Genomic DNA, 22,975 nt, shown 5'->3' on the forward strand with positions numbered 1-22,975 from the left:
CTGCCTGACAGGAGCCGTCACGGCCGGACGGCCGCGAGAAAGGGTGCTTCCGCCAATGCCCGAGAGAACGTCCGGTCGCCGGCCTGCCGCTCTCGTGATCGGAGGAGGGATGACCGGCATGCTCGCGGCGGCCGTACTCTCCGGCCACGCGGACGTCACGGTCATCGAGTCCGACGTCCTGCCCCGACTGCCCGCCCCTCGCAAGGGACTGCCTCAGGCCCGCCACGCGCACCTGTTGTGGTCGGGTGGGGTGCTGGCTCTGGAAGAACTGCTGCCCGGCATCACGGATCAGCTCGTCGCTCGCGGCGCCCGCCGCGTGCCGATCATGTCGGGCATGGTCAGCAAGGCTCCCTCCGGACAGTGGTTCAGGCGGTTCGAGAACGCCCACCACGTCAACCTCGTGTGCAGCCGCGACCTGCTCGACTCGACGATCCGCGCCGAGGTCCTCCGGGGGTCCGGTGTGACCGTGCGCGAGCGGACCGAACTCCTCGCCCTCGAAGGCGGCTCCGGCCACGTGACGGGGGTGCGCATACGCGGCGCCGAGGGAGCGGAGATCCTGTCGGCCGACCTGGTCATCGACGCGACGGGGCGGGCGAGCCGCGCACCGGTCTGGCTGGCCGGCCTCGGGCTGCCGCCGGTCCAGGAGAAGGTCGTCGACGCCGGTGTCGGCTATGCGAGCCGGATCTACCGCGCCCCCGCCTCCACGGGCGAGGACTTCCCCATCGTCAACGTGCAAGCGGATCCCTCGCGGCCGCCGGGCCGGGGCGGCATCATCCTCCCCATCGAGGAGGGCCGCTGGCTCGTCACGCTCTCCGGCAGCAGGGGAGGCCAGCCCAGCCGCGAGAACGACGAGTTCGTGCCCTTCGCCCGTACCCTCGCCCATCCCGTCATCGGCGACCTTCTCGCCAAGGCCGAACCACTCACCGATGTCGTCACGACTCGCAGTACGGCCAACAAGCGGCGCTACTTCGAGAAGGTGCCCGGGTGGCCGTCCGGCTTCGCCGTTCTGGGGGACGCCATCGCCGGATACAACCCGGTGTACGGACACGGCCTGACCGCTGCCGCGCAGAGCGTCCTGGAGCTCAGGAGAGTGCTCGCGAGGCAGGACATCGGCTCCCCGGAGACGGCCCGGCTCATCCAGCGTCGCGCGGCACGCCCCGTCGGGCAGGCCTGGGATCTCGCCGTGGGCCAGGACGCCCTCTACCCGGGTGCCACGGACGAGGCGCCGAGCGGACTGGAACGCGCCGCCGCCAGGTTCATCGACCGCGCCGTCGACGCCGGGGCGCGCAACCCCCACGCCTTGCGGGTCCTCCTGGACGTCATGAGCATGGAACGGCCCCCCGCCCGGCTCCTCGCCCCCGACATGCTCTTTCGTGTCTTCCTCGGCCGGAAGAAGCCCCTGCTGGACGGCCCTCCGTTGACGGAGGACGAACGCAAGGCCGCAGGGCTCTGATCCATCCCGCGCGATAGTCTGATGATCATGGTTGATTGGGATCTTCGTCCGGCGTCGCTTCGGGACGTCGATGCGGTGGTCGAGTTGCGTGCCGTGGTGATGCGGCCGGATCTGGAGCGGCTCGGGCGCTATGACCCGCAGCGCGTGCGTCAACGGCTGCGGGACGCGTTCGACCCGTCCCACACCTGGGTGATCGAGGTCGGCGGCACGTTCGCCGGTTCCGTGGCCCTGCGTCCGGCGGAGGACGCCCGGTGGTTCGAGCACTTCTACCTGGCGCCGCATCTCCAGGGGTGCGGGATCGGTTCGGGCGTGCTGAGCGAGTTGCTGGAGCGGTGCGACCGCGCCGGTGCCCGGGTCCGGCTCAACGTATTGCAGGGCAGTCCGGCCCGGAGGCTGTACGAGCGGCACGGGTTCGTGGTCGAGGCGGAGGATCCGGTGGACGTGTTCATGGTGCGTGAGCCTCTGCCGGTGGGTTAGGGAGGCGGGCCGGGCCGGTGGGCACGCCTGTGGAGGGGGGCGAGGCCTGCCGACGGGCGAACCTGGGTGGGCGAGCCCGGGTGACTAGGGCGGGAGCCCGTTCTCGGGTCGTTCGGGCTCGGGCAGGCCCTTCGGCTCCCCCTCAGTAGGGCCGACCGGCCCTATTCGGTCCCGGTGCGGGCAGGGACGATGGCTGGATGTCCCAGGAAGACACGATTCACGAACTCGACCGGCAGGAGTGCCTCCGCCTCCTGGCGAAGGTCCCGGTCGGCCGCGTGGTGTACACCCGGCAGGCCCTGCCCGCGGTCCTCCCGGTCAACTTCTGCCTGAACACGGACGGCTCCGTGCTGTTGTGCACCTCGTCGGACTCGGAACTCGTCCGTGCGATCGACCGTGTGGTGGTCGCCTTCGAGGCGGACGAGTTCGACGCCGAGACCCGGTCCGGGTGGAGCGTCGTCGTCACCGGCCGCGCCACCGTCGTGACCGACCGTGCGGAGCACGAACGGCTGGCGCAGGTCGGCCCGACCTCCTGGATGCCACTGCGGAACGCGGTGTTCGTACGGATCGAATCCGAGATGGTGACCGGCCGGGAACTCAGGGGACCCGCCTGACCCGGTAGCCGTCGAGCAGACCTCACACACCCCCCGGCCCGCGGCCTCCGGCGCCGGCCAGTCCCTCCCCCACCGTCTCCGGGTCCCGGTCAGGTGCTCCGGACGTCAGGTGATCATGTGCGGTGGAACGGTGAGTTCCTCCGTGGCCGACAGGCGTGTCAGCGTGGCCGGGTCTCCGGCGGCGCACGCCTCGGCCACCTTGTCGATGAGCAGGTCGTAATCGGGGCCCGTCGTGCCCTCGTAGGCCTCGGTCATCCGGCCCCACTCGTCCCAGGGCAGCATTTCCAGCTTGCGGAGCGCGGCGAGGTCGCGGACCGCGTTGCCGCTGATCTCGGCGGGGCCCCAGGCGTGGTCGGTGCCGAGCACTCCGAACCGGGCCGGATCGATGAGGCCCTCGCGGTGCCGTGTCCACGCTTCGCCGCCCGTGAGGAACTCGCCCGGCGCGAGGTCTTCCGGGTGCTCGACGAAACCGTGGCCCAGGTGCTCGGTGTCGACACGTACCCAGCGCTGTTCGACTGCGTGCCAGTACTCGGTGATCCAGTGGTCGAGTCCGCGCCCCTCCTGGAAGCACATGCCGAAGCCGCACCTGGCCCGGGAGGGGATGCCCCGTGCCCGCAGGATCGCGCAGGCGAGGGTGGCGAAGTGGCGGCATGTCCCCACCACCCGCGTCTCCGGTGTCCGGGCACGGTGGAGCGGAGCGGGATCCAACTCCGTCAAGGTGGCGACCAGTGCGCTCACCGGCCGGATGTTCTTCTCCGCGAGCCGCTCCTCGGGAACACCGAGGGCGGCGGCGTCGGTCGGCTGAACGACGAGGCCCTGTACGGCGGCGCACACCCCCACCGGGTCGTCCGGCAGGCCCTTGATGAGGCCGAGCTGGTCGGGGGTGAGGAGGGTGAGCAGACCGGGTCGGGCGTAGTCGAGCATGTCATCGGTCATGACGGGGGATCGTAGAACGCTGGTGTGACACCAGGAGGGAATCGCGTTGTTCGCGCGATCGCGTTGATCGCATTGATCGCGTGATCGCATTGATCGCGTCCCCCGTCCTGGTGCGCACGTCCGTGCTTCAGGCGTGTCGCCCGCGGCTCAACGGCCCCGTCGTTCGGGGATCTTCGGAAGGACCTTCTCGGCGATGTCGAGGAGAGCGGTGTCGTTCGGGAGGGCTCCGGACTCGCTCCACACGGTGATCTCGCAGTAGCCGCCGCGGTCACCACGGTCGAGGGCCACGGACAGCGTCCTCTCCAGGGGACCTTGTTCGACCGGTCCACCGGATCCGCCGCTGCCCCCGAGATTGAACTCGAGCTTCATGGTGTGGTCCGTCGAGAAGACCGCGGACCGGCCGTGAACCTTGAGCTTCTTGACGTCGGTCTCCTCCCCGTACTTCATCAGCTTCACGTACTGGTCGATCGACAGATCGTTGTACGTGGCCGAGACGTTCACGGTGTACGTGTCGAAGTCGACCTGGGCTTCCGGTCGGGCCACCTTCCCGTCCGTCAGCGGCGCGGTGTTGTCGCTGCCGGAGGCGGTGGTCGCCTTCTCGCCAGGCGTTCCGAGGAGCTCGGCCAGGTCCGGCCCGTTGAGCACCTCGCACAGCTCCTCACCGGTCACGGGCCGGGGCTTCTGCTTGAAGGCCTTCGGCAGTGCCTCGTGGGTCTCGTCCGAACACGAGGCGGGCGGCGTGGCGCTGACGTCGTCGGACGGCATGAAGCGCGGGCCCAGCCACAGCACCGCGCCGAGTACCCCGAAGAGGGCCACGGCGCCGACGGCCTGGGCCCACGGGTTGTGGTCCTTCTTGGGGGCGCCCGCGCCGGGACGCGGCCCGGTTCCGGCCAGGGCCTGCGGCTCCGCCTGAGACGGGGCCTGAGGCTGAGCCTGGGCCTGTGACATCGCAGGCTGAGCCTGGGCCGGGACGGCAACATCAGCGGTCGCTCCGCCCGCGGACGCCGCCGGGTTCGTGTTCCGGCGCGCACGCAGCGCCTGGACCACCCCGTGGACACGTATCGCGGTGAACACGAGGAACACCAGACCGAACCCCGCCGCGACCAGACCGTGACCGGTCGCGGCGAGATACATGAGGCGTACGCCGAGAACGGAGCCGATCACGATGAGGAGGGGTTCGCGAACCCAGAACGGCAGGAGACGGATGAGGAAACCGAGCATCCGGAGATCTCATCAGACCATGATCGGATTCGCCATGACGGAAGCCACAATTCCGGGCATGTACAGGACCAAACAAGCGGGAAATGCCAAGCCGCCGATCCCGAGGGGCGGGCTGGGCATCTGATCCGATCCGCGGGTGCGCGGACCGGCGCGGCCGTCGTCATGGTCGGTCCCGCGCCAGCGCGTCTCGAGTCGTTAGTCTGGGAGACATGACTGTTCTGCGGATGGACAACGTCGCCATCGTCGTCGACGACCTGGACGCGGCTGTCGCCTTCTTCACCGAGTTCGGCATGGAGCTGGAAGGCAAGGCGCAGATCGAGGGCCTCTACGCGGACCGCACCGTCGGACTCGACGGCGTCCGGAGCGACATCGCGGTCGTGCGGACCCCGGACGGTCACAGCAAGCTGGAGCTGACCAAGTACAACGCTCCGGCGTTGTCCGACGCCGGGCCGCGGAACCCGCCGCCCAACACCCTGGGCCTGCATCGCGTCATGTTCGCCGTCGACGACATCGACGCCACCATCGCCCGCCTGCGCGCCCACGGCGCCGAACTCCTCGGCGAGGTGGCCCAGTACGAGAACATCTTCCGGCTCTGCTACCTCCGCGGCCCCGCGGGGATCATCGTCGCCCTGGCCGAACAGATCGGCTGAGGCGGGCCTGTCGCGCGGAGGGTGTCGGCGGTCAGGACCGCTGCGACGCATGCGCGACAGAGGCAGTACGGAATGCTGTACGAGCCCGGGGTTCCGTCGGTGGACCGTTGCCGCGCAGGGTTCGTACGGTCTGCCGGTCGGATGCTGGGATCATCGGGCACGTGGCGGCCGACCGGTCCGGCCCCTAGCCCCCGAAGGAGACACCACGCCGTGGACGGCAGCGTCTGGGACACCATCGAGCAACTCGCCCGCCGCTTCGAGGAACACGACACCGCGCTCGGCCTGGACCAGGCGGAGCAGTGGAGCCTGCAAGTGCTCAAGATCGCCGAGGAGACCGGGGAGGCGTCCCAGGCCGTCATCGGAGCCCGTGGCACCAACCCCCGCAAGGAGACCACGCCCTGGGCCGACGCCCACGCCGAGGTCGCGGACGTGGTCATCACGGCCCTGGTCGCCCTCGCGCGCATGCGCCCGGACGACGCCCCCGAGTATCTGGCGCGGCATCTGGCCGCCAAGTCGGCCAAGTTCCTCTCCCCGGGCCCCGTGGCGGTGCCGACTCCGACGGACTCGGCATGACGGACGGACTGTCGAGCGGAGGCGACGATGCCGCCGCCACGTCGCTCGCAGGACGAGGCGGCCACGGCATGACGACCGATTGGATCGCGGAAGCCCGACGCGTCGCTCGCGGAAGGCGCTTCGAGGAGCTCGGTTCTCCACCCGCGCGGCGGGATCCCGCTCCGCCGCCCCTGTCCGAAGCGGAGATCCGTGCCGCGGAGGCGGAGTTGGGCGTCACGTTCCCCGACCAGTACCGCGATCATCTGCTCCGGCACAGCGCCGGCGGTGCCGTGAACCGCCTCCGCCGATCCGCGACGGGCTGGGGCTGGCAGGGGGACTCGACCACCAACTACGCCTTACTCACGTCCGACTTTCCCCATCCCGATTCCTACCGCGCCTACGAGGACGAGCTGGACGAACGCGAGCCTCGGGCTCAAGACTTCGCGGATCCCGAGGCCCACCAGGCGGCCTGGGACCAGTGGGACGCCGAGTACGAGGTGTTCCAGGAGCTCAAGACGTCCGGCGCCGTCTTCATCCAGGAGAACGGCTGCGGCTTCTCGACCCTGCTCGTCGTCACCGGTCCGCACCGGGGCTCACTCTGGTTCGACGGCCGGGCGACCTGCGACCGGATCCTTCCCATGAAGCTGGACGGCCGGCCCGTGTCGTTCACGGACTGGCTCCCGCGTCAGTGGCCGGACCTGGTCCAGTGGTGAACACGTCCGGCCCGGCACCGCGTTGAGCCGGACCGGCCGTCGGCTCACGGCAGGCCGGCCCGTGCACCGCGTACGGCGGCTGCTGGGACTCGGCGTCAGCCCGCGGCGGCGGTGAGTGCTCCGAGGGCGCTCGCCTGGGTCCGCCAGTCGGTCTGGTTGGGGAGGGTGCCGGCCCAGCGTTCACCGAGGGCGTTGAGGGAGGTGCGGTCCTGCGCCCACAGGGTGTCCGCCTGCTTCTGGACGTAGGCCTGGTAGGTGCTGGAACCGGTGACCGTCGCGAGGTCGGCGAGGTTGCGCATGAAGATGCCCTTGAACTGCTTCTGGTTGTCGTCGCAGGAGGCCGAACCGAGGTCGCAGGACTCGGTGAGCACGCCGTCCCGGGTGAGCGCGGGGTTGCCGATGGCGGCATCGGCCAGGGTCCGCGCGGTGGCCAGCAGTGAACTGTCCCCGGTCGACTTCCACAGCTCGGTGAAGGCGCCGATGGCCAGTCCCTGGTTGTAACTCCACACGGTCCCACCGTTGTTGGCGCAGGCGGAGGTCAGCCCGTCGTTCACCAGCCCGGATGAATCGATCATCCCGCTGGACCTGTACCAGGCGGCGGCGGTCCTTGCTCGCTGGAGCCAGACCGTGTCGCCCGGGATGCGCTGGTGCAGCGCGGTGGTCAGCCAGAGGTACTGGCCGTTCGTGACGGCGTTCTTGTAGGTGCGTTCCCGGTCCCACCACACGCCGCCTCCGCAGGTGCCGGTGTCCCAGTACTGCTGGACGTACCCGGCGATGGTCACGGCCTCGTCGAGATAGCGGGAGTCGCCCGTGTGGTCGTACGCGTCGATCCAGGCGATGGCCCACCAGCCCGAGTCGTCGATGGAACGGCTGATGAAGTGGCCCTCGATCGTGTCCGAACTGCGCACGCCGGCGGCGAAGTTGCCCTTGTTCTGGTCGAAGGTGCGCGCGACGGCCCAGTCGTAGTCGTGTGTGCCGGTCGTCCTGGCGAAGTCGACGAGCGCGGTGAGCGTGGCGGCGGAGTTCCACCAACTGCTGGGCCACCAGCCGTTGTAGGGGTCGTACGAGGACATGAGCGCGTCCGCCGCGGCGCGGGCCCGGGTCGGCGCGGGCCTGACCCACGCGGTGCAGCTTCCCTCCTGGTGTCCGGCCTCGCGGCCGCACGCGCGGACCGCTCCGCCGTAAAGGAGGCCGCGTGGATCCCGGGTGGCGTACATCGTCGTACGGGTGCCGGTGGCCCCCTGCGGCACGGCGGTGCGGCCGAGGGAGGAGCCGTCCGGCCAGGTCGAGCCGCCGTTCCAGGATCGGTCCAGCCAGATCTCGTCGCCGCCGGCACCGGATTCGATGCTCGCCCAGGCCATGGAGTTCTTCTGGTCGACGTGCAGGCGGATCGTACGGCCGTAGAGGGTGGCGGACGGCACCGGCCGGGCGTCGCCGGCCGCCTGGCCCGCGTCGGTGCGGTCGCAGAGCGTGTCGCAGACGGTGGGGTAGACCCAGTCGGTGCAGCCGACGGCGGCGGCGTCGCCGCAGGCCCGCACCAGTCCGCGTCGGTGGTTGCGGGGATCGGTGATGTTGTACATCAACGTCCTGGTGCCGGTCCACGTACCGGGTATGGCGGCCTTGCCGAGCAGTCCGTCCCAGGTGGCACCGCCGTCCCAGGAACGGTCGAGCCACACCGAGTCGCCGGTCACACCGCCGTCGATGCTGGCCCACGCCATGTCGTCCGCGTCGGAGACGTGCAGCTCGAGGCGGCGGCCGTTGAGGTTCTTGGCCGGGACCGGAAAGCTCTCCTGCCGCGCCTGCGAGGGGTCCAGGGTGTCGCAGGCCAGTACGCACACCTGGGTGGCGGCGGCCGCGGGAGACGCGGCCGGGAGGAGCACCGCACACGCGAGAACGGCCGCCAGGAGGAAACTGAGGAACCGCGATCCGACAACGATGTCGGCGCTGCGCAAGGTCACCGGAACTCGCCTCGATTTCACGATGGGGGATGCCGGGCGGCGGGTTCGCCCGAGGCCGACGGCGGCGTGGCGAGCCCGGCAGGCGGCGGTCGAACCTGGTCCGTACCTTCTTCAAGGAAGTGAATCCAGTTGGCGCGTTCCTGTCAATGTCACCAACAAGGCTTTCCCGTAAGGGAGTTCATGGTGTCGGCGACCTCGACTCACGACCCACGGCCGGAGATCCGGGAGACCGCGATCGGCGAAACGCCTACCATCACCTCCCATGCTCACCATGATCGTCACTGTCGGGCTGGCATTCCTCGGCTACCTCGCGACGTACGCCAACGGCCTGCGACTCACTCAACGGCAGGCCCGACTGGACCGGGTCAACGCGCAGTTGAACAACTTCTACGGCCCTCTCTTCGCGCTGATGGAGTCCAACAGCCGCGTCTACGACACCTTTTCGGCGATGTACGCCCGCGAGGACGGCCGGGACCCGTTCGACCACGACATACCGCCGACCGAGGAGGAGCTCGTCCAGTGGCGCACCTGGGCCACGAGCGTGTTCATCCCCAACATCCGGGCGATGCGGGACGTCGTGGTCACCAGGGCGGACCTGCTCATCGAGGAGGAGATGCCCGAAGCGCTGCTGGAGCTCTGCGCGCATGTCTCCGGGTACGAGATCACCGCCGCGCGCTGGGCCCAGGGCGACTTCAGGGAGCATCTGTCGGTGGTGACCTTTCCCGGCCGCGGGCTGCGGGAGTACACCCGCGATCGCTTCACACGGCTGAAGAGTGAGCAGGCCAGGCTGTTGGGGAACACCGGCCGTCGGCCACGTCGGTGACCACGGGGGTGTGCGCTCCTGCCGCCCGGAGCAGCCGGATCGCCGCGATCCGCTGGTGGCGCGGACGATCCTCGGTCAGTCGTGCGCGGAGCAGTTCCAGCGGTAGGCGGTCGGCCCACGGAAGCAGAGCCGCGGTCGCCTGCCTGACCACGACCGCCGACGGGTCGTCCAGCAGCGGCCGTACGTCGTCGATACGCACGGCGTCGAGCGCTCGAAGTCCCGCCACGGCGGAGGCACGCACCCCGGGTGCCGGGTGCGTGAGCAGCGGCCGGATCAGCTCGGCGTCCTCCCGGACCCCGCACTCGCCGAGTCCCGCCGCGGCGGCGGGACGGTTCGCCGGGTCGGCGCAGAGGGCGCGGTACAACGGTGCCGGGTCGGTGCCGCCCTGCCGCAGCACCCACCGGGCGCACGCCCGGACCACGGCGGACCGGTCGGTGAGATACGGCTCGGCGTCCGAGTGCCGCCCGGTGCGGCGCAGCGCCGTCACCCCCGCCGACCTGACCCGGGGCTGCCGGGACTCCAGCAGCGGCGCGACGACCTCGGCGGACCCCTCGGAGGTGCCTTCACCGAGGGTGGCCGCGGCCGCTTCGGCGCACAGGTTCTGCACCACGACGTCACGGTGGTGGGCGGCGGTCCGAGCGAGCCGCGGCGCGGGGAGCAACCGTCGCTCGACGGCGACCCGGTGCACGAGGCGGGAAGTGGCCCGGTCGCGGCTGTCGAGCAGCGCCTCGGTTCGGGCGGCCGGGCCCCCGCGCAGTGCGTGGGTCAGGAGTTCCTGGGCGAAGCCGCCCCGGGAGCGCCGCCCGACGCGCAGGATCAGCGGGGCGTGCGCGGCCAGCCGGTCCGGGGGTGTCTCGGCCAGGATCCCGCGAGCCCGTTCGCGTACCGGTCCCACCCAGTCCGCGCAGCGGATGACGATCAGCGAGAGCAGGGCGGGCCGCCCCTCGACACGGCTCAGCGCGGCCTCCCGGATGAGGCCGCTGGGGTGGCAGAGGGCGATGGCGATCTCGGCGTCGCCCGGCTTCCGGGACCACGTGACGGTGGGCGCGGACGACTCCGGGTCCCAGTACATCCGCCGTCCGGAGGGCGACGCGTTCGAGTGGAACAGCTCCGGCCGCCGCCGGGCCAGTCCGCGGACCTCGACGTCGAGATCGATCCAGGAGTCCGGCTCCGTCGCATCGAGCACCTGGTCCAGAGCGACCCCGGCAGCCAGTCGCCTGGCGCTCTCGTACGACTCGGCGTCACTGGTCAGCATGGACGAAGCCTAGACACCATCCAGTTGATCATGGTGGGGAGTGTGCCGGGGCACACTACGCTCCTGCCTGCTGCCAGGTCGATACGCTCCTGCTGCCAGGTCGATCGACAGCCGGCCGGCTTCGTGAACGACCACAGGAGCATCGTGTCGCCCTTCGCCTACCGGATCACCAAGTACGATCCCGCCGACCGCGACGAGCAAGGCAGCTACGTCGGCGCCGAGGACACGATCAGTGACCACGGTCCGGTCGAAGCGGCCTATCTGCAGGCGGTCGCGGCCTTTGCCGAGGACACGGGGGTCGACCGGCTGCACATCCGTGAGCCCGGGGTCGTCGGCCTTGCGCACTTCGGGCGGGAGCCCGTCGTCGACGGCCACGGCCTCGCGGGGCTCTTTCCCGCCGATCTCCGTGGGTATCACGACGGCGCCGAGGTGTCGCTCTCCGTCGGTCTCGAGCTGGTCCGGGGCATGCTCCGGGACAACGGCGCCTGGTGCCGTCTGGAGGTCGAGAACAGGTTCGCCGTGGACGTCGGATGGGATCAGTACGTCTACGTCACCAGCGAGGATCCCTGCGAGGGCGCCCTCGTCCGCACCCGGGCGCTCGGACTCTTCCCGGAGCGGCTGGCGGTCTCTCCCTACGCTGCGGATCTCGACGAACCGGGCGTGCAGCGGCCCGCCGACGAGGTCTTCTGGGCCCGGCTGCGCCGCTCCGTCGCCACGCGAGGGGCGGCCATCCTGGAGGAGGGACACGTCTTCAACGCATCCCGCTGGCACCGTCTCACCGAGGACAACCTCGACGCGGTACGCGGCACACTCGCCCCTCGTGCCCGACTGACCGTCTGGCCGGACCTGTCCGGCGACGTCGACGCGGTCCTCGCCGCGCTGCCGGACGACGAGACGGTGGAGTTCGTCTGGGAGGACGAGGACGGGGTGATCTCCAGCGTCGTCGCCGACGAGACCGAGCATCGGGAACTGACCGCCCGGGTCGCCGGTGCCCGGGCCGCCGCGGCGCTGTCCCTGTACGTCGACGAACGCCACCCTCTGTTCACCGCGGTCCTGCCCGACAGCGACGGCGTCCTGCGTGCCCGGTGGAGGACCGAGCCGACGCCGAGCGATCTGAACTGGGCGTTCCTGAAGACGCTCCGCCCTGGTGACACCTGCACCGGAACCGTCACGAGGATCGCCCCCTTCGGCGTCTTCGTGGACATCGGGGGCTTCACCGCGCTGATCAACATTCCCGAGCTGTCCCGACGGCCCATCCAGCATCCCTCCGAGGCCGTGAGTCTCGGTCAGCAGGTCTCGGCCGTCATCCTCGGCGTCGACCTGGTGACGGAGCGGGTGACGCTGTCCCTCAAGGCGCTGGAGCGCTGACACGGCCGCGGATGCACTCCGCCCCGCCGGTGCCGGGGGGTCACGCCGCTGGCCCACGTACCGCGTTGTCGTCCGTCACCTCGTACACCTCGATCAGCAGCGCCTCACGGACGTGTCCCGGAACCTCCTGCCATCGTGGAATCCAGCGACGTGCGGCCCCTCGCACTAGGGTCGTGGCACATGACCGTGCTGCGTGGCGCCTCCGTCGTTCTCCGGCCCACCGTCCCCGAGGACATCCCCGCCCTGGCCGCCATCCGGGCGACTCCGGAAGTACGTGCGCGATGGCGGGGCGGGGACGATCTCGAGGCGGAGCTCGCGACCGATCTCCAGGACCCTGACACCCATTGCCTGACGGTGGAGCACGACCGGCGGATCGTCGGCATGATCCAGTGGTACGCCGAGGAGGAGCCGGACTACCGGCACGCGGGCATCGACCTCTTCCTCGATCCCGCGGTGCACGGCAGGGGCCTGGGCACCGACGCCGTACGAACCCTGGCCTGCCATCTCGTCGATGCCCAAGGCCACCACCGGCTCATCATCGACCCGGCGGCCGACAACGACGCCGCGATCCGCTGCTACGCCAAGGTCGGCTTTCGCCCGGTCGGCATCATGCGGCGCTACGAGCGTGGCCTGGACGGCAGTTGGCACGACGGCCTGCTGATGGACCTTCTGGCCGACGAGGTGGTGCGCTGATCGCCGTCGGCCGTCGGCCGGGCTGTACAGGCGCCCAGGGACCGCGATAGCGTCGCACTGACGAGAATTCTCCTCAGTGCGACGCTATCTGTTGCGCGGTGTTACTTGTTTCGAGGGGGAGCCATGACACAGGCACTGCTCGCCGGGCGGTACCGGCTCAAGGACGTGCTGGGGCGCGGCGGCATGGGGGTCGTCTGGCGCGCAGAGGACGAGCGGATCGGCCGGACGGTCGCGCTGAAGGTGCTGCCGTCCGCGTACGGTGTGCCGGCCGCGCAGGAACGGCTCGCCTCGGAGGCCAGAGCGCTCGGGCGGATATGGGATCCGCGGGTGGTGGCGGTGCTCGACTACGGGCAGGACGCGGACGGCACGGTGTTCGTGGTCATGGAGCTGGTCGCCGGTCACACCCTGGACCGGGCCGCCGCCGGTGCGCCGGTGCCCTTGATCCTGGACTGGGCCGGGCAGATCTGCCGGGCCCTGGAGGTCACGCACGCCGCCGGACTGCTGCACCGTGACATCAAGCCCGGCAATGTGATGGTCACCCCCACGGGGACCGTCAAGCTCCTGGACTTCGGCATCGCCCGGTTCGTCCGGGAGCCGGACCAGGCGCACCCGCTCACCCTCGCCGGCCAGGCCGTCGGAACACCCGCCTACATGGCACCCGAACAGCTCGGCGCGCCCGGAACGACCGACGGCAGGGCCGATCTGTACGCCCTGGGCTGCGTGTTGTACGAACTGCTGACCGGCGCCCGCCCCGACTGCGGCGGCCTCTACGAGAGGAAGTTGCCGACCCCGCCCTCCCTGCACTCCCGCGAGCCGCTGCCTCCCGAGGTGGACGGACTCGTCCTCGCGCTGCTCGCCCCGGAGCGGGCGGACCGGCCCGCCGACGCGGGAACGGCGCGCGCCATGGTCGGGGCCGCGATGGACGCGTGGAGCAGGACGCACGGACCGGCCGGCCTCGGGTCCGACGCCCCCACGCCGCCCGGCGGGGGCGCCGGTGGCCCTGGGGACACGCCCGGCACCCCTCCCCCGTACGACTCGACCGTCCTGCTGGACGGCGTGGTGCCCTCCCCCGTGCGGGGCGGCGCGGTGGCCCGGACACGGGTCATGCCGATGTCACTGTCCGGCCTCGACCGTGTCCGCGAACTGGCCGACTGGCAGCGCGGGCACCGGGAGGCGTGCCGCGACCCGCGTACACCCGCCGTCAAGGAACTGCGCCACCTCGTCGAGGACCTGGTCTACCTCCCGGAAGGCCTGCTGGCCCACATCGACCTGTCCGGCCTGAACCTCGACAGCGCCGTCCTCATCCAAGGGAGGCTGGCCGGAGCGCGCCTGACGGGCACTCAACTCTCTTTCGCCCTCATGCCGTTCGCCGATCTGCGGGAGGCCCACCTCGCCGGTGCGGACCTCGCGGGCACCTACCTCGGCTCGGCGAACCTGGTGGGCGCCGACCTGTCGAACGCCCAGCTCTACACGACCCACCTCACGGAGGCGAACCTGGCGGGGGCCCGTCTGACGGAGGCCAACCTCGTATCCGCGGTGCTGTCCGACGCCGACCTGAAGGGCGCCGACCTGCGCGGCGCGATCCTGCACGGCGCCTCACTCCGCGACGCCCGGCTGAGGGGAGCCGATCTGTCGGGCGCCGACCTGCGGGGCACCGACCTCGCGGGCGCGGACCTGAGCGGTGTGCACTGGTCCGTCGAGACCTGCTGGCCGTTCCCGTCGACCGCCCTGCGGAAGCTGTCGTACTCCTCGCAGGCCCCGGGCGGATTCGTCCTGCCCGACCCGGGCACGTCGTGGAAGCTTCGGCGACTGCTGGACGGGGACGACGGGCGGTAGCGCGCGGTGGCGCCCCGACCGCCGCCGGCCGCCGCGGCTGCCGCCCCGGCCTCAAACCGGTGTGAGCCGGCGGCGGCCGTCTGCCATTCTGCGGGGCATGCCCGCGCGCGATCGAAGACTGCCCCGCCACCGTTCCTGGCCCTTGAGCACCACCGACGTCGAGGAATGCCTCGGCCCGTACATGAGCCGCGTGTCGGACCTGCGTTTCCTCACGGGGCAGGGCGGTGAGCCCATCGTCCTGGGCGTGGCATGGGTCGCTCCGCTCTCGCGCAACCACGGCCGCGGCATCCATCCGGACACGGTCGGCTTCCGTATAGACGTCCACCCGGTCGATGCCACGGAACGCGCCGCCACGCGCGCCCTCCTGAAGGCCCGTGCGCTCCCCCAACTCCACGCATGGATCGCGCGGGCCGGCGCCGCCGACGAGACCTGGCGACAGACGCCGCACCAGCACCACTGGCGCCTTGCCGACGGGCGTCTCACCCGGCACGACGAGGAGTGACGTCCGGCTCGGCCCGGGACGCGCGGCGCTGCGTCCGCGTCCCCACTCCCCCGGTTCGGCGTCCACCGCCATGCCGAACGTTCGAACCCTGACGTGCGGGTGGGCGTCGGGCAGGGAACCTACGCGTAGCGCTCCATCAGAGCGGCGATGTAGGCCTCGAGCCTGGAGGTCAGCAGGGCCGGGGTCAGATCGGTGCGGCCGAGTTCGCGCCAGGGGACGGCGACCTTCTCCGCGTCCGGCGCGAAGGCCAGGGCGTCGAGGAGCCGCCAGTACAGATGCGCGTCGTGCCGTTCGGCAATTCGCCCTCCCACGGCGAGGTACCGGTCCGCGAAGCTCATCCCCAGGGGAACACCGTGCAGCAGGGCCAGGGCAGTCGAGCAGTGGGCCACGTCGAGATCCGCCGGGCCCCATGAGGTCTCCACCCAGTCGACCACACCGCTGAGGCGTACGTCGTTCCCGTCGCCTTCGAACAGGACGTTGCCCGGGTGGAAGTCACGGTGCAGGAAGCACGGTTGGTGATGCGGAGGATCCTGCCGGATGACGTCGACGGCCCGCTGCCACAACTCCGGCCGCACCGTGGCCTCGGGGAGCGTCACCCGCTCCGGTGAGGTCCAGGCCTCCCAAGTCCGCGGTCTCGACTCCGCGGAGACTTCGACCCGATGGATGCGCAGCAATTGCGAGGCAAGGAGATCGGCCCGGCGCTCGGCGCCCCGGTCGTCCAGACGGACGGCCCCGGGCAGCGACGACATCAGCAAGGACGGGTGGTCGCAGTACGTGCCGGCCGCGTCCACGTCCACGAGCTCGGCCGCGGGGACGGACGTGGTTCCGAGCAGGCGCAGCATCGCGGCTTCGCGGGAGAGAAGACCGTTCGCGTGCCGTACGAAGAAGGGCTTCTCGAAGGAGCGCAGGACCAGGGCCCGTCGGCCGTCCGGCCCGGAGACGCGGAGCCTGCGCATGTGCGAGGTCCAGCCGCCGCGCAGGCGCTCGGCACCTTCCATCCGCTCGCCGGGGGCGAGTCGCTTCTCCACCCACGCTCGGGTCGCGCCCCACCCGTCCGCCTCGAGTCGGTCGCCGCCGCCGTCTCCGTCTCGAGCGCTGCCCTCACTCCTGATCACACAGGGGAGGCTATCGGCACGGCGGGAGGCCGATCCTCCGCACGGGGGCCGTCACAACAAGGTGATGGAGTCCGTCCTTCACGACTGTTCGGCGGTGCGAACGGCCGTCAGTGGCCGTCGGGGCCGTGCGGTTCGTCGGACAGCAGGTCGGCGGCGTGGCCGTCGAGTGCCTGCTGCATGTCGGCGGAGCGGGGCAGCATGGTCTTCTCGTAGGCCAGGACGGCGTCGCCGATGGTCTCGTGGTGGGCGAGCGCGAGGGCGAGTTCGCAGGCGTCGAGCATGGCGAGGTTGACGCCGACGCCCAGCGGGGGCATCAGGTGGGCGGCGTCCCCGAGCAGGGTGACGGTGGGGTCGTGCTCCCAGGTGTGCGGGACGGGGAGCGCGTACAGCGGACGGTCGACGTAGAGCCCGTCGTTGTGGCTGAGCATCCGCCGCAGGCGGGGCGACCAGCGGCGGTAGCGGTCGAGGAGGAGGTTCCGGATGCCGTCGGTGTCCTCGGCGGTGAGGCCGGCGGCGGTGATCCAGTCGGCGGGGACGCGCTGGATGACGTAGACGCGGATGTGGTCGCCACTGCTGCGCTGGGCGAAGAGCCCGCGCTCGCCGTCGGCCGCCGCGGCGCTGCCCTGGCCGACGAGTGCGGCGATGTTGGGGTGCCGGTCGTCGACGTCGTGGAACCACGCTTCGAGGAAGCTGATTCCGGTGTACTGGGGGGTCGCGTCGGAAAGAAGGCGGCGCACCTTGGACCAGGCGCCGTCGGCTCCGATGACGAGGTCGGCCTCGACGGTCGTGCCGTCGGTGAAGCGCAGCAGCCGGGGTCCCTCAGAGGGGCCGTCGACGGAACGCAGGGTGTGGCCCCAGCGCACGGTGCCGGGCTGGAGGGAGTCCAGGAGAAGGTCGCGCAGTTGCCCGCGGTCGATCTCCGGCTTGAACCGCTCGCCCGCCTCGGGGACGTGGTGGAAGCCGATCGTGCCGGCCGCGTGGTTCAGTTGCCGCATCTCCTGCCCTTCGGGGCGGGCCATACGGAAGAAGTCGTCCAGCAGCCCGGCCTCGCGCAGCGCGATCTGGCCGTTGTCCTCGTGCAGGTCGAGCGTGCCGCCCTGGTTGCGGGCCTCCGGGCCGGTCTCGTGGTCGTAGACCGTGGCGCCGATGCCGTACCGCTGGAGGATGCGGGCGCAGGTCAGACCGCCGGGACCGGCTCCGACGATGGCGATGCGGGGGGTGCGTTCGGTGTTCATGGTGGTGCTCCGTTCATGAGAGAGGGGATCTGCCGCGGGCGGGACTGATCGCTCCGTTCGCACAGCGGGAAATGCGGTGCGGGTGTCGGGGCCGGGCACTGCCTCGCGGCCACCACAACAGAAAAGCACACCGAGTCCATAAGTGCAACGACTCAACTTTTTGAGCGAGGCAACCAATGATGCTAGATTTGCTCCATGCCTGAAGCCACCCGCCCGAGCGATGGCGCTGCTGCCCCCGTGGGGCGTCGCGAGCGCAAGAAGGCGGCCACCCGCCAGGCCATCGCCGATGCCGCCCTGCGCCTGTTCCTCGACCGCGGGTACGACGACGTCGGCATCCGTGAGATCGCCGACGCCGCGGACGTGTCGACCACCACGCTGTTCAAGCACTTCCCCGTCAAGGAGGCGCTGGTCTTCGACGAGGAGGCCGATCAGGAGGCCGACCTCCTCGCCGCCGTACGCGAGCGGACCGCCGGTCAGTCCATCCCAAACGCCCTGCGCGAGCACGCGCTGCACCACCGCAGAGCGGGCGCCGACAGCGATCCCCGCTTCACGACCTTCCTCGCTCTGGTGAACAGCACACCGGCGCTGCGCGACTACCACCAGGCCATGTGGCTCCGCCACACCACCGCGCTCGCCGAGGTGATCGCCGAAGAGAGCGGCCTCCCCGCGGGCGATCCGGCCTGTACCGCCCTGGCCCACTTCGCCCTCGAAGCACCACACGCCGCCCGCTCCCATGACGACCCTCAGCAGGTCATCACGAGAGCCTTCGACCTGCTCGACAGCGGCTGGCGGGAACTCACCTGAGACCGCGATCTCACCGGAGGTGAGGCGCCGACCGCGTCAGCCCCATTTGATGCGGTCCTTCGGGAAGTTCTCGGCGCCACGGACACCGGGGTGGTTCCGTGGCGTGCCGACGCATTGGATCCGCAGGTCCGGCATGCGCTCGAGCCCCGTCAGATCGGCCTCCCAGCCGAGCCCCGTGACACCGAGCGTGAGTCGGCGCAGGGCCGGAAACACGGCCGGCAGGCGGGTCAGGTCGATCTCCTTGAGCCCGTGATCCGCGTGCACCATGAGCCCGAGGTGGTTCACTCCGCCGTGGCCGAGACCCGAGGGCAGGCTGAACTCCCGGGCCTCGCAGGAGACGGACAACTGTGTGAGGGCGGGCAGTGCCTCGAGCATGCCGATCCCTTCGACCGCGGAGCCGGTGAGCCAGACCTGGCTCAGACTCGTCCACTCGGTCACATGGGCCTGCCAGTCGAGCGGCATGGACGTGAGCGCCAGATCCCGTACCCCGGGCAGCGCGGGCAGGGTGAACCGGAGCTTCTCGTACTCCCGATGGGGTCTGAGGATCATGGAGGCGAGGAACAGCGGGTCACTCGTGGTCGGGGCGATGCCGAGAAGGAGGCTGGTCAGCCCCCGTACCTCGCCGAGAAGATCGAAGGACTTGGTGTACCTGAGGGCCGTGGGCGTCCAGTTCAGCAAGGTGGTCCGATGACGGTTGGCGAAGTCGACGACCTCGTCGAGCGGCACCGCCACACGTACGGTCAGACCCTCGACCGAACCCAGGACGCGGGCCTGGCCGAGCTGCGCGGTCGAGTCGGCCACCAGCCGGGAGACGTCCAGACCGGCGAGCACGGCATCGGCGTATTCCTGACCCGGACAGTTCTCCCAGATGCCGACGAGGACCGAGGCGAGCTTCTTCCGCTGCTCGAACGGCATCTGGGACAGAAAGGCGAGGGCCTCGGAACCACCCAGTCTGCCGGCCAGCTGGGCGGCGCTCCGGCAGAGGTCCATGTCCTGCCAGTCGAAGTCGCGTTGCAGAGCGGAGAGCAGGTCGGGGCCGACCGAGGCGTACCGGTCGGTCTTGTGCGGGAGCCCCTCGTCCGCGGACCCCGTGGGTTGTGACGGAGTCTTCTCCGGCCCCGCTGTGAGTGCCATGCTCTCCTCCTTCGCCGCGGCCCGGAAGGCCTTGGCGACGCCCGCGATCAGGGCTCCGCGGTCCTCCTCCTCCATCTGCACCGCGTAGGGAATGCACGACGCCGCGGCCAGCCGCATGCGGGCACGCTGATCCCGGTTGGTCACCAGTCGTGCCTTGCGCCGCAACTGGGCGACGAACTCGCGGGTGTCGGCGAGGTTGCACTGGCTCATGGCGAAGCGCAGCACGTCGTCCCACATCTCCTCCCCGGCGTGACCGGCGAGTTGACCGAAGGATCGCTGGGCGACCAGATCCGTGGCCGCGAGATAGTCCTGGAAGGTGCGGTGGCTGAAGCGCAACGTGTCCTCGGCCGGGGCGACGAGAAGCCCGCTCCGCTCGTGCAGGGCCTTGCGGATCTCGCCGGGCGTGTGGGCGCCGGGCTCCCGTCCCAGACTCGGCAGCCGGCTCCGCACCTTCTCGTCGAAGCGCGACAGGGTGATCTCCCGTTCGCCCTCCGCCGTCAGGTAGCCGGCGATCCAGGAGAGAACCGCCCTGCGTTGATCGATGTCCAGGCCCGGCAGCGGCTCGGGCACCTCGCGGTCCGCGTCGCGCAGCCCGAGCATCATGTCCACGGTCCGCGCGTACAGCTCCTGCCGGAACCGCGGGAGCCGGGTGCCGTGGACCTCGTGCAGTTTGCACAGCACGGCGCAGAGCAGCGGGGTAGCGGCGAGCGCGGAGAGATCCGACGACGCGTTGATGTGGCGGGTCAGGGAGATCTCGTACCGGGACAGACGGTCGATGCGCCGGTCTCGCTCCTCGTCCGTGAGCCGCGAGGCGCTGACCCCGAGAATGGCCGCCCGGTGCCATTTGTGGATGAGCTCCGCCCGTTGGTCGGCGTCGAGTTCGACGAGCTTGAGCTCCACGAAACCGAGGCTGGCGGGCGGGTACCAGTTCTGCAGCGCCTCGGGGCGTCCCGTCACGATGACATGCAGGGCGGGGAACTCGCGCAGGAGATCGCCGATCCAGCGCAGCACGCCGTCCCGGTGCCCCTCCAGCACCTCGTCGAGGCCGTCCACGAGCAGGAGCGCCCGCTCCTGGCCGAGCATCCGGCGAATCCACCCGTCCGGCGGGGCGACGTCACTCGCCATCCCGCTGAACTCGAGGAACTGCCCGATCCGCGGTGGAACCCCGTCGCGTCCCTCGACCCGTTTCCATCGCGGCGCGTACATGTCCCGCAGACGCAGCAGGAAGGGAATGCGGTCGTTGAACGGCGCGAGTTCGCCCTTGCACGAGCCGCGCGCCATCGAGACGGCGAGCCACTCGAGCAGGGTGGACTTCCCCGCTCCCGGGCTGCCTCTCAGCAGCAGCCTCGAGTTCTTCGCGATCAGGGGCTCGACCGGTCTGGTCTGCTCGGCGCTCGACGACAGGCGGAGCGACGGAACGCCCGCGCGCAGGCTCACGTACGCGTGGTCGATGCCGATGTCGTCCTCGAGGTGGCCCTGGAGGCCGAGCCCGAACAGCTCGATGTGCCCGTAGCGGCGGATCGTGTCGCTGCGGTACCTGTCCAGGAACGCGGCGTCGCGTGCGTCCGACTCCGTGAGCGGCGGCGAGGGCCGGACCCGGAACAGTGCGTCGGCGAGCGGCGCTCCCTGGAACAGGGCGCTGATGGGGCTCGCCTCCAGCCGGGAGTGGTTCCAGCCCGTCGAGTCCCGCACGACCACGCCGATCAGCCAGCGGCCCGCGTGGAACACCGGCGCGCCTGACATCCCCCTCCAGGGTTCCTGGCCCGTCGGCGCGTGTCCGTCGAGTTCGAGGGAGAGGTAGCCGTGGTTGTCCCCGCTGTTGGGCGCCACCTTGAACGCCGCCTCGAGCGGGGCGACTCCGGCGGTCGCGCGCGTCATCACGGCCGGCAGACCGAGGGCCGAGCAGGAGTCGAAGTGCGCGTCCGCCGCCAGCTCGCGCAGCGGCACCGCGGTCAGCTCGTCCGGTGCGGCAAGGTCCTCCGCCGTGAGGAGTACGGCGATGTCCTTCTCGATCCTGACCACTTCCGCGGTCGTCACGCGCAGGGTGTGCAGCCGGCACACGCGGAGGTCCTCGGCCGGAATGTCGTCCACCACGTGGCCGGCCGTCAGGACCACACGGCTGTTGAGGAGGTAACCGCTGCCGCGCACCTGGTCGTCTCCCGTCATCAGGGCGACCAGGTGGAGGCGGCTGGGGTGCCGGACGGCGGCGGTCATCGGACGATGCGGTGGACGGAGTCGGTGTTGCGGATCTCGGGGCTCTCGCCGGTGGCGGCGGACACCGGCGTGAGGTTGAGCGTCACCCGATGAGTGTGCGCCGCGGACCGCTTGCGCTCCGCGTCGGCGGAGACGACCCACGCCCTGACCCCGCCCTTGGCGGTCCGGTCACGGGTCAGCGTGACGGTGAACTCAAGTTGGATCGGGCCCACTTGGAATCGGACGTCCGAGTCGGGGTCGGACGCGGCCGCCTCCGTGATCTGCGTACGCAGCGCCTCCACGGCGGCCACCAGCTCGACGGAAGTCCCGGCGGGACCGTCGTCCGGTCTGCCACGAGAGAACCACATCTCGCCAACTCCTCCCCCGGACACAGCATTTGGGACACATCATGATGAGCCCCGAGGCGTGGCCGAGCAAGACCGTCTTCCCCGGCGCCCCCACCACCCCCGGTGCTGCCCCGGTGCTCCCCGTCCGGCCCGGTGCTCCCCGTCCGGCCCGGTGACGGTTCGGAGGCCGATCTCGGCGCTCAGCCTTCGTACAGGCCGACGCCCTCTCCGATCGCCGCGCGCGTCAGTACGTCCGCCAGTTCCACCGGGGTGGAGAGCATCGGGTAGTGGCCGGTGGGCAGTTCGAAGAAGGTGACTCCGGGCTCGGCGAGTTTGGCGAACCGTGGCAGGCCGGTGCCGTGCAGGGTGCGGGCGAGCTCCAGGCTGAGGCCGTTCGCGAGGCAGAAGACCCCGGTGGTCGGGAGCTTGAGCCAGGCGCCGGTCAGCTCGATCGGCTCCGTGACGGTCCGGACCGGCTGCGGGGTGGCGAGACGGTGGTAGCGCTCCCGCTCCGCCGGCGGGACGGCGTGCACCGCCGGGATCTCCTCGGGCACCGGGATGACGCCGTCGAGGGCGCGGTCGAGCAGGCCGAGCTGCGGCATCTGTGCGACCACCGACTCACCCGGCTCCGGGAAGCCGGTGTCCACGAACACCACCCGGGCGACCTGTCCGGGGTACCGGTCGGCCGCCGCGAGGGCGGGAAAGATGCCGTAGCTGTGCGCCACCAGCACGATCCCCGGGCCCTCGGCGTCCAACAGCGCCGCCACGGCGTCGGCGTGCTCGCCGAGTCCGACGCCCGCGGGGTCCATCTCCCCCGCCCGCTCAGCCATGCCGGGCAGGGTGACCGGAAGCGCCCGGTGCCCTCGCGCGGTCAGCTCGGCGGCCACGGCCTCCCAGGCCCAGCCGCCCATGAAAAGTCCCGGCACCAGCAGAAACGTCGTCATGACAGACCTCTTTCGAAGCGTCCTGTGTGGTCGGTCAGGACCGTAGGACCTCCCCTGGGGGGAGATTCCAGCCGTTGCCGGCGCGGCGCGGGGCGCCTGTCGTGACGGTCGGTGCCCGGCAGGCACGCGGCCTTCGCACCCGGGCGTACGGAACG

The 22,975-nt window shown here is 70.8% G+C and carries 21 protein-coding genes; 12 read left to right on the forward strand and 9 right to left on the reverse strand.

The features are described 5' to 3' along the window. The first annotated feature begins 55 nt into the window (after window positions 1-55). From ACFRIC_RS02395 to ACFRIC_RS02405, 3 genes are all read left to right on the forward strand, one after another. Complete coding sequence (locus tag ACFRIC_RS02395) at window positions 56-1,453, forward strand: FAD-dependent monooxygenase (RefSeq protein WP_382778605.1); 1,398 nt, start codon at window positions 56-58, stop codon at window positions 1,451-1,453. A gap of 27 nt (window positions 1,454-1,480) precedes the next feature. Next, window positions 1,481-1,930 carry a GNAT family N-acetyltransferase gene (locus ACFRIC_RS02400; protein ID WP_382778606.1) on the forward strand — a complete coding sequence of 150 codons (450 nt, stop codon included), beginning with the start codon at window positions 1,481-1,483 and terminating at the stop codon, window positions 1,928-1,930. A gap of 197 nt (window positions 1,931-2,127) precedes the next feature. Then, window positions 2,128-2,541 carry a pyridoxamine 5'-phosphate oxidase family protein gene (locus ACFRIC_RS02405; RefSeq protein WP_382778607.1) on the forward strand — a complete coding sequence of 138 codons (414 nt, stop codon included), beginning with the start codon at window positions 2,128-2,130 and terminating at the stop codon, window positions 2,539-2,541. Between the two features lie 105 nt (window positions 2,542-2,646). Here the strand turns inward: ACFRIC_RS02405 and ACFRIC_RS02410 are convergent, their stop codons facing one another. Then, entirely contained in the window at window positions 2,647-3,477 is an 831-nt protein-coding gene (locus tag ACFRIC_RS02410) for a transglutaminase-like domain-containing protein (protein ID WP_382778608.1), read from the reverse strand. A gap of 147 nt (window positions 3,478-3,624) precedes the next feature. Continuing rightward, window positions 3,625-4,698: a DUF6215 domain-containing protein gene (locus ACFRIC_RS02415; RefSeq protein WP_382778609.1), complete on the reverse strand. Its 1,074-nt coding sequence runs from the start codon at window positions 4,696-4,698 to the stop codon at window positions 3,625-3,627. 209 nt (window positions 4,699-4,907) lie between these two features. On the opposite strand from ACFRIC_RS02415, the gene ACFRIC_RS02420 reads away from it, so the two are divergent. From ACFRIC_RS02420 to ACFRIC_RS02430, 3 genes are all read left to right on the forward strand, one after another. Then, window positions 4,908-5,348 carry a VOC family protein gene (locus tag ACFRIC_RS02420; protein ID WP_382778610.1) on the forward strand — a complete coding sequence of 147 codons (441 nt, stop codon included), beginning with the start codon at window positions 4,908-4,910 and terminating at the stop codon, window positions 5,346-5,348. 210 nt (window positions 5,349-5,558) lie between these two features. After that, window positions 5,559-5,921, forward strand: coding sequence for a MazG-like family protein (locus ACFRIC_RS02425; RefSeq protein ID WP_382778611.1), 363 nt, complete (start codon window positions 5,559-5,561; stop codon window positions 5,919-5,921). Between the two features lie 68 nt (window positions 5,922-5,989). Further along, entirely contained in the window at window positions 5,990-6,613 is a 624-nt protein-coding gene (locus ACFRIC_RS02430; RefSeq protein WP_382778612.1) for an SMI1/KNR4 family protein, read from the forward strand. 95 nt (window positions 6,614-6,708) lie between these two features. Here the strand turns inward: ACFRIC_RS02430 and ACFRIC_RS02435 are convergent, their stop codons facing one another. Continuing rightward, window positions 6,709-8,331: a glycoside hydrolase family 76 protein gene (locus ACFRIC_RS02435; RefSeq protein ID WP_382778881.1), complete on the reverse strand. Its 1,623-nt coding sequence runs from the start codon at window positions 8,329-8,331 to the stop codon at window positions 6,709-6,711. A gap of 502 nt (window positions 8,332-8,833) precedes the next feature. On the opposite strand from ACFRIC_RS02435, the gene ACFRIC_RS02440 reads away from it, so the two are divergent. Further along, on the forward strand, window positions 8,834-9,394 hold the full coding sequence (locus tag ACFRIC_RS02440) for a hypothetical protein (protein WP_382778613.1): 561 nt from the start codon (window positions 8,834-8,836) through the stop codon (window positions 9,392-9,394). Here the strand turns inward: ACFRIC_RS02440 and ACFRIC_RS02445 are convergent. After that, window positions 9,330-10,649: a HEAT repeat domain-containing protein gene (locus ACFRIC_RS02445; RefSeq protein WP_382778614.1), complete on the reverse strand. Its 1,320-nt coding sequence runs from the start codon at window positions 10,647-10,649 to the stop codon at window positions 9,330-9,332. The genes ACFRIC_RS02440 and ACFRIC_RS02445 overlap by 65 nt on opposite strands. Window positions 10,650-10,793: 144 nt before the next feature. On the opposite strand from ACFRIC_RS02445, the gene ACFRIC_RS02450 reads away from it, so the two are divergent. From ACFRIC_RS02450 to ACFRIC_RS02465, 4 genes are all read left to right on the forward strand, one after another. Next, the gene (locus tag ACFRIC_RS02450; protein WP_382778615.1) at window positions 10,794-12,017 is read left to right on the forward strand and encodes a S1 RNA-binding domain-containing protein; all 1,224 of its coding nucleotides are present in this window, start codon (window positions 10,794-10,796) and stop codon (window positions 12,015-12,017) included. A gap of 180 nt (window positions 12,018-12,197) precedes the next feature. Continuing rightward, entirely contained in the window at window positions 12,198-12,710 is a 513-nt protein-coding gene (locus ACFRIC_RS02455) for a GNAT family N-acetyltransferase (protein ID WP_382778616.1), read from the forward strand. Between the two features lie 123 nt (window positions 12,711-12,833). Beyond that, the gene (locus tag ACFRIC_RS02460) at window positions 12,834-14,546 is read left to right on the forward strand and encodes a serine/threonine-protein kinase (RefSeq protein WP_382778617.1); all 1,713 of its coding nucleotides are present in this window, start codon (window positions 12,834-12,836) and stop codon (window positions 14,544-14,546) included. 142 nt (window positions 14,547-14,688) lie between these two features. Next, window positions 14,689-15,048 (forward strand): hypothetical protein, encoded by a 360-nt coding sequence (locus tag ACFRIC_RS02465; protein ID WP_382778618.1) that lies wholly within the window; start codon window positions 14,689-14,691, stop codon window positions 15,046-15,048. A 119-nt stretch (window positions 15,049-15,167) separates the two neighbouring features. Here ACFRIC_RS02465 and ACFRIC_RS02470 read toward each other — a convergent pair whose 3' ends face one another. Together ACFRIC_RS02470 and ACFRIC_RS02475 are read right to left on the reverse strand one after the other, a co-directional pair. Continuing rightward, window positions 15,168-16,163: a phosphotransferase family protein gene (locus ACFRIC_RS02470; protein WP_382778619.1), complete on the reverse strand. Its 996-nt coding sequence runs from the start codon at window positions 16,161-16,163 to the stop codon at window positions 15,168-15,170. Between the two features lie 107 nt (window positions 16,164-16,270). Beyond that, on the reverse strand, window positions 16,271-17,398 hold the full coding sequence (locus tag ACFRIC_RS02475) for an FAD-dependent oxidoreductase (RefSeq protein ID WP_382778620.1): 1,128 nt from the start codon (window positions 17,396-17,398) through the stop codon (window positions 16,271-16,273). A 195-nt stretch (window positions 17,399-17,593) separates the two neighbouring features. On the opposite strand from ACFRIC_RS02475, the gene ACFRIC_RS02480 reads away from it, so the two are divergent. Next, window positions 17,594-18,202: a TetR/AcrR family transcriptional regulator gene (locus ACFRIC_RS02480; RefSeq protein ID WP_382778621.1), complete on the forward strand. Its 609-nt coding sequence runs from the start codon at window positions 17,594-17,596 to the stop codon at window positions 18,200-18,202. Between the two features lie 36 nt (window positions 18,203-18,238). Here the strand turns inward: ACFRIC_RS02480 and ACFRIC_RS02485 are convergent, their stop codons facing one another. The 3 genes from ACFRIC_RS02485 to ACFRIC_RS02495 form a co-directional block, all read right to left on the reverse strand. After that, on the reverse strand, window positions 18,239-21,550 hold the full coding sequence (locus ACFRIC_RS02485; RefSeq protein ID WP_382778622.1) for an NACHT domain-containing protein: 3,312 nt from the start codon (window positions 21,548-21,550) through the stop codon (window positions 18,239-18,241). Next, window positions 21,547-21,897 (reverse strand): trypco2 family protein, encoded by a 351-nt coding sequence (locus ACFRIC_RS02490; RefSeq protein WP_382778623.1) that lies wholly within the window; start codon window positions 21,895-21,897, stop codon window positions 21,547-21,549. The genes ACFRIC_RS02485 and ACFRIC_RS02490 overlap by 4 nt, the downstream gene beginning before the upstream one ends. Window positions 21,898-22,076: 179 nt before the next feature. Beyond that, window positions 22,077-22,820 carry an alpha/beta fold hydrolase gene (locus ACFRIC_RS02495; RefSeq protein ID WP_382778624.1) on the reverse strand — a complete coding sequence of 248 codons (744 nt, stop codon included), beginning with the start codon at window positions 22,818-22,820 and terminating at the stop codon, window positions 22,077-22,079. Window positions 22,821-22,975 lie beyond the last annotated feature (155 nt).

Source organism: Streptomyces sp. NPDC056738 (genome assembly GCF_042790435.1).
Taxonomy (GTDB): Bacteria; Actinomycetota; Actinomycetes; order Streptomycetales; family Streptomycetaceae; genus Streptomyces.

Coding starts and splice junctions, on each gene's coding strand:
- ACFRIC_RS02395 (WP_382778605.1), top strand. CDS start 56: ATGCCCGAGAGAACGTCCGGTCGCCGGCCTGCCGCTCTCGTGATCGGA.
- ACFRIC_RS02400 (WP_382778606.1), top strand. CDS start 1,481: ATGGTTGATTGGGATCTTCGTCCGGCGTCGCTTCGGGACGTCGATGCG.
- ACFRIC_RS02405 (WP_382778607.1), top strand. CDS start 2,128: ATGTCCCAGGAAGACACGATTCACGAACTCGACCGGCAGGAGTGCCTC.
- ACFRIC_RS02410 (WP_382778608.1), bottom strand. CDS start 3,477: ATGACCGATGACATGCTCGACTACGCCCGACCCGGTCTGCTCACCCTC.
- ACFRIC_RS02415 (WP_382778609.1), bottom strand. CDS start 4,698: ATGCTCGGTTTCCTCATCCGTCTCCTGCCGTTCTGGGTTCGCGAACCC.
- ACFRIC_RS02420 (WP_382778610.1), top strand. CDS start 4,908: ATGACTGTTCTGCGGATGGACAACGTCGCCATCGTCGTCGACGACCTG.
- ACFRIC_RS02430 (WP_382778612.1), top strand. CDS start 5,990: ATGACGACCGATTGGATCGCGGAAGCCCGACGCGTCGCTCGCGGAAGG.
- ACFRIC_RS02435 (WP_382778881.1), bottom strand. CDS start 8,331: ATGGCGTGGGCCAGCATCGACGGCGGTGTGACCGGCGACTCGGTGTGG.
- ACFRIC_RS02440 (WP_382778613.1), top strand. CDS start 8,834: ATGCTCACCATGATCGTCACTGTCGGGCTGGCATTCCTCGGCTACCTC.
- ACFRIC_RS02445 (WP_382778614.1), bottom strand. CDS start 10,649: ATGCTGACCAGTGACGCCGAGTCGTACGAGAGCGCCAGGCGACTGGCT.
- ACFRIC_RS02455 (WP_382778616.1), top strand. CDS start 12,198: ATGACCGTGCTGCGTGGCGCCTCCGTCGTTCTCCGGCCCACCGTCCCC.
- ACFRIC_RS02460 (WP_382778617.1), top strand. CDS start 12,834: ATGACACAGGCACTGCTCGCCGGGCGGTACCGGCTCAAGGACGTGCTG.
- ACFRIC_RS02475 (WP_382778620.1), bottom strand. CDS start 17,398: ATGAACACCGAACGCACCCCCCGCATCGCCATCGTCGGAGCCGGTCCC.
- ACFRIC_RS02480 (WP_382778621.1), top strand. CDS start 17,594: ATGCCTGAAGCCACCCGCCCGAGCGATGGCGCTGCTGCCCCCGTGGGG.
- ACFRIC_RS02485 (WP_382778622.1), bottom strand. CDS start 21,550: ATGACCGCCGCCGTCCGGCACCCCAGCCGCCTCCACCTGGTCGCCCTG.
- ACFRIC_RS02490 (WP_382778623.1), bottom strand. CDS start 21,897: ATGTGGTTCTCTCGTGGCAGACCGGACGACGGTCCCGCCGGGACTTCC.
- ACFRIC_RS02495 (WP_382778624.1), bottom strand. CDS start 22,820: ATGACGACGTTTCTGCTGGTGCCGGGACTTTTCATGGGCGGCTGGGCC.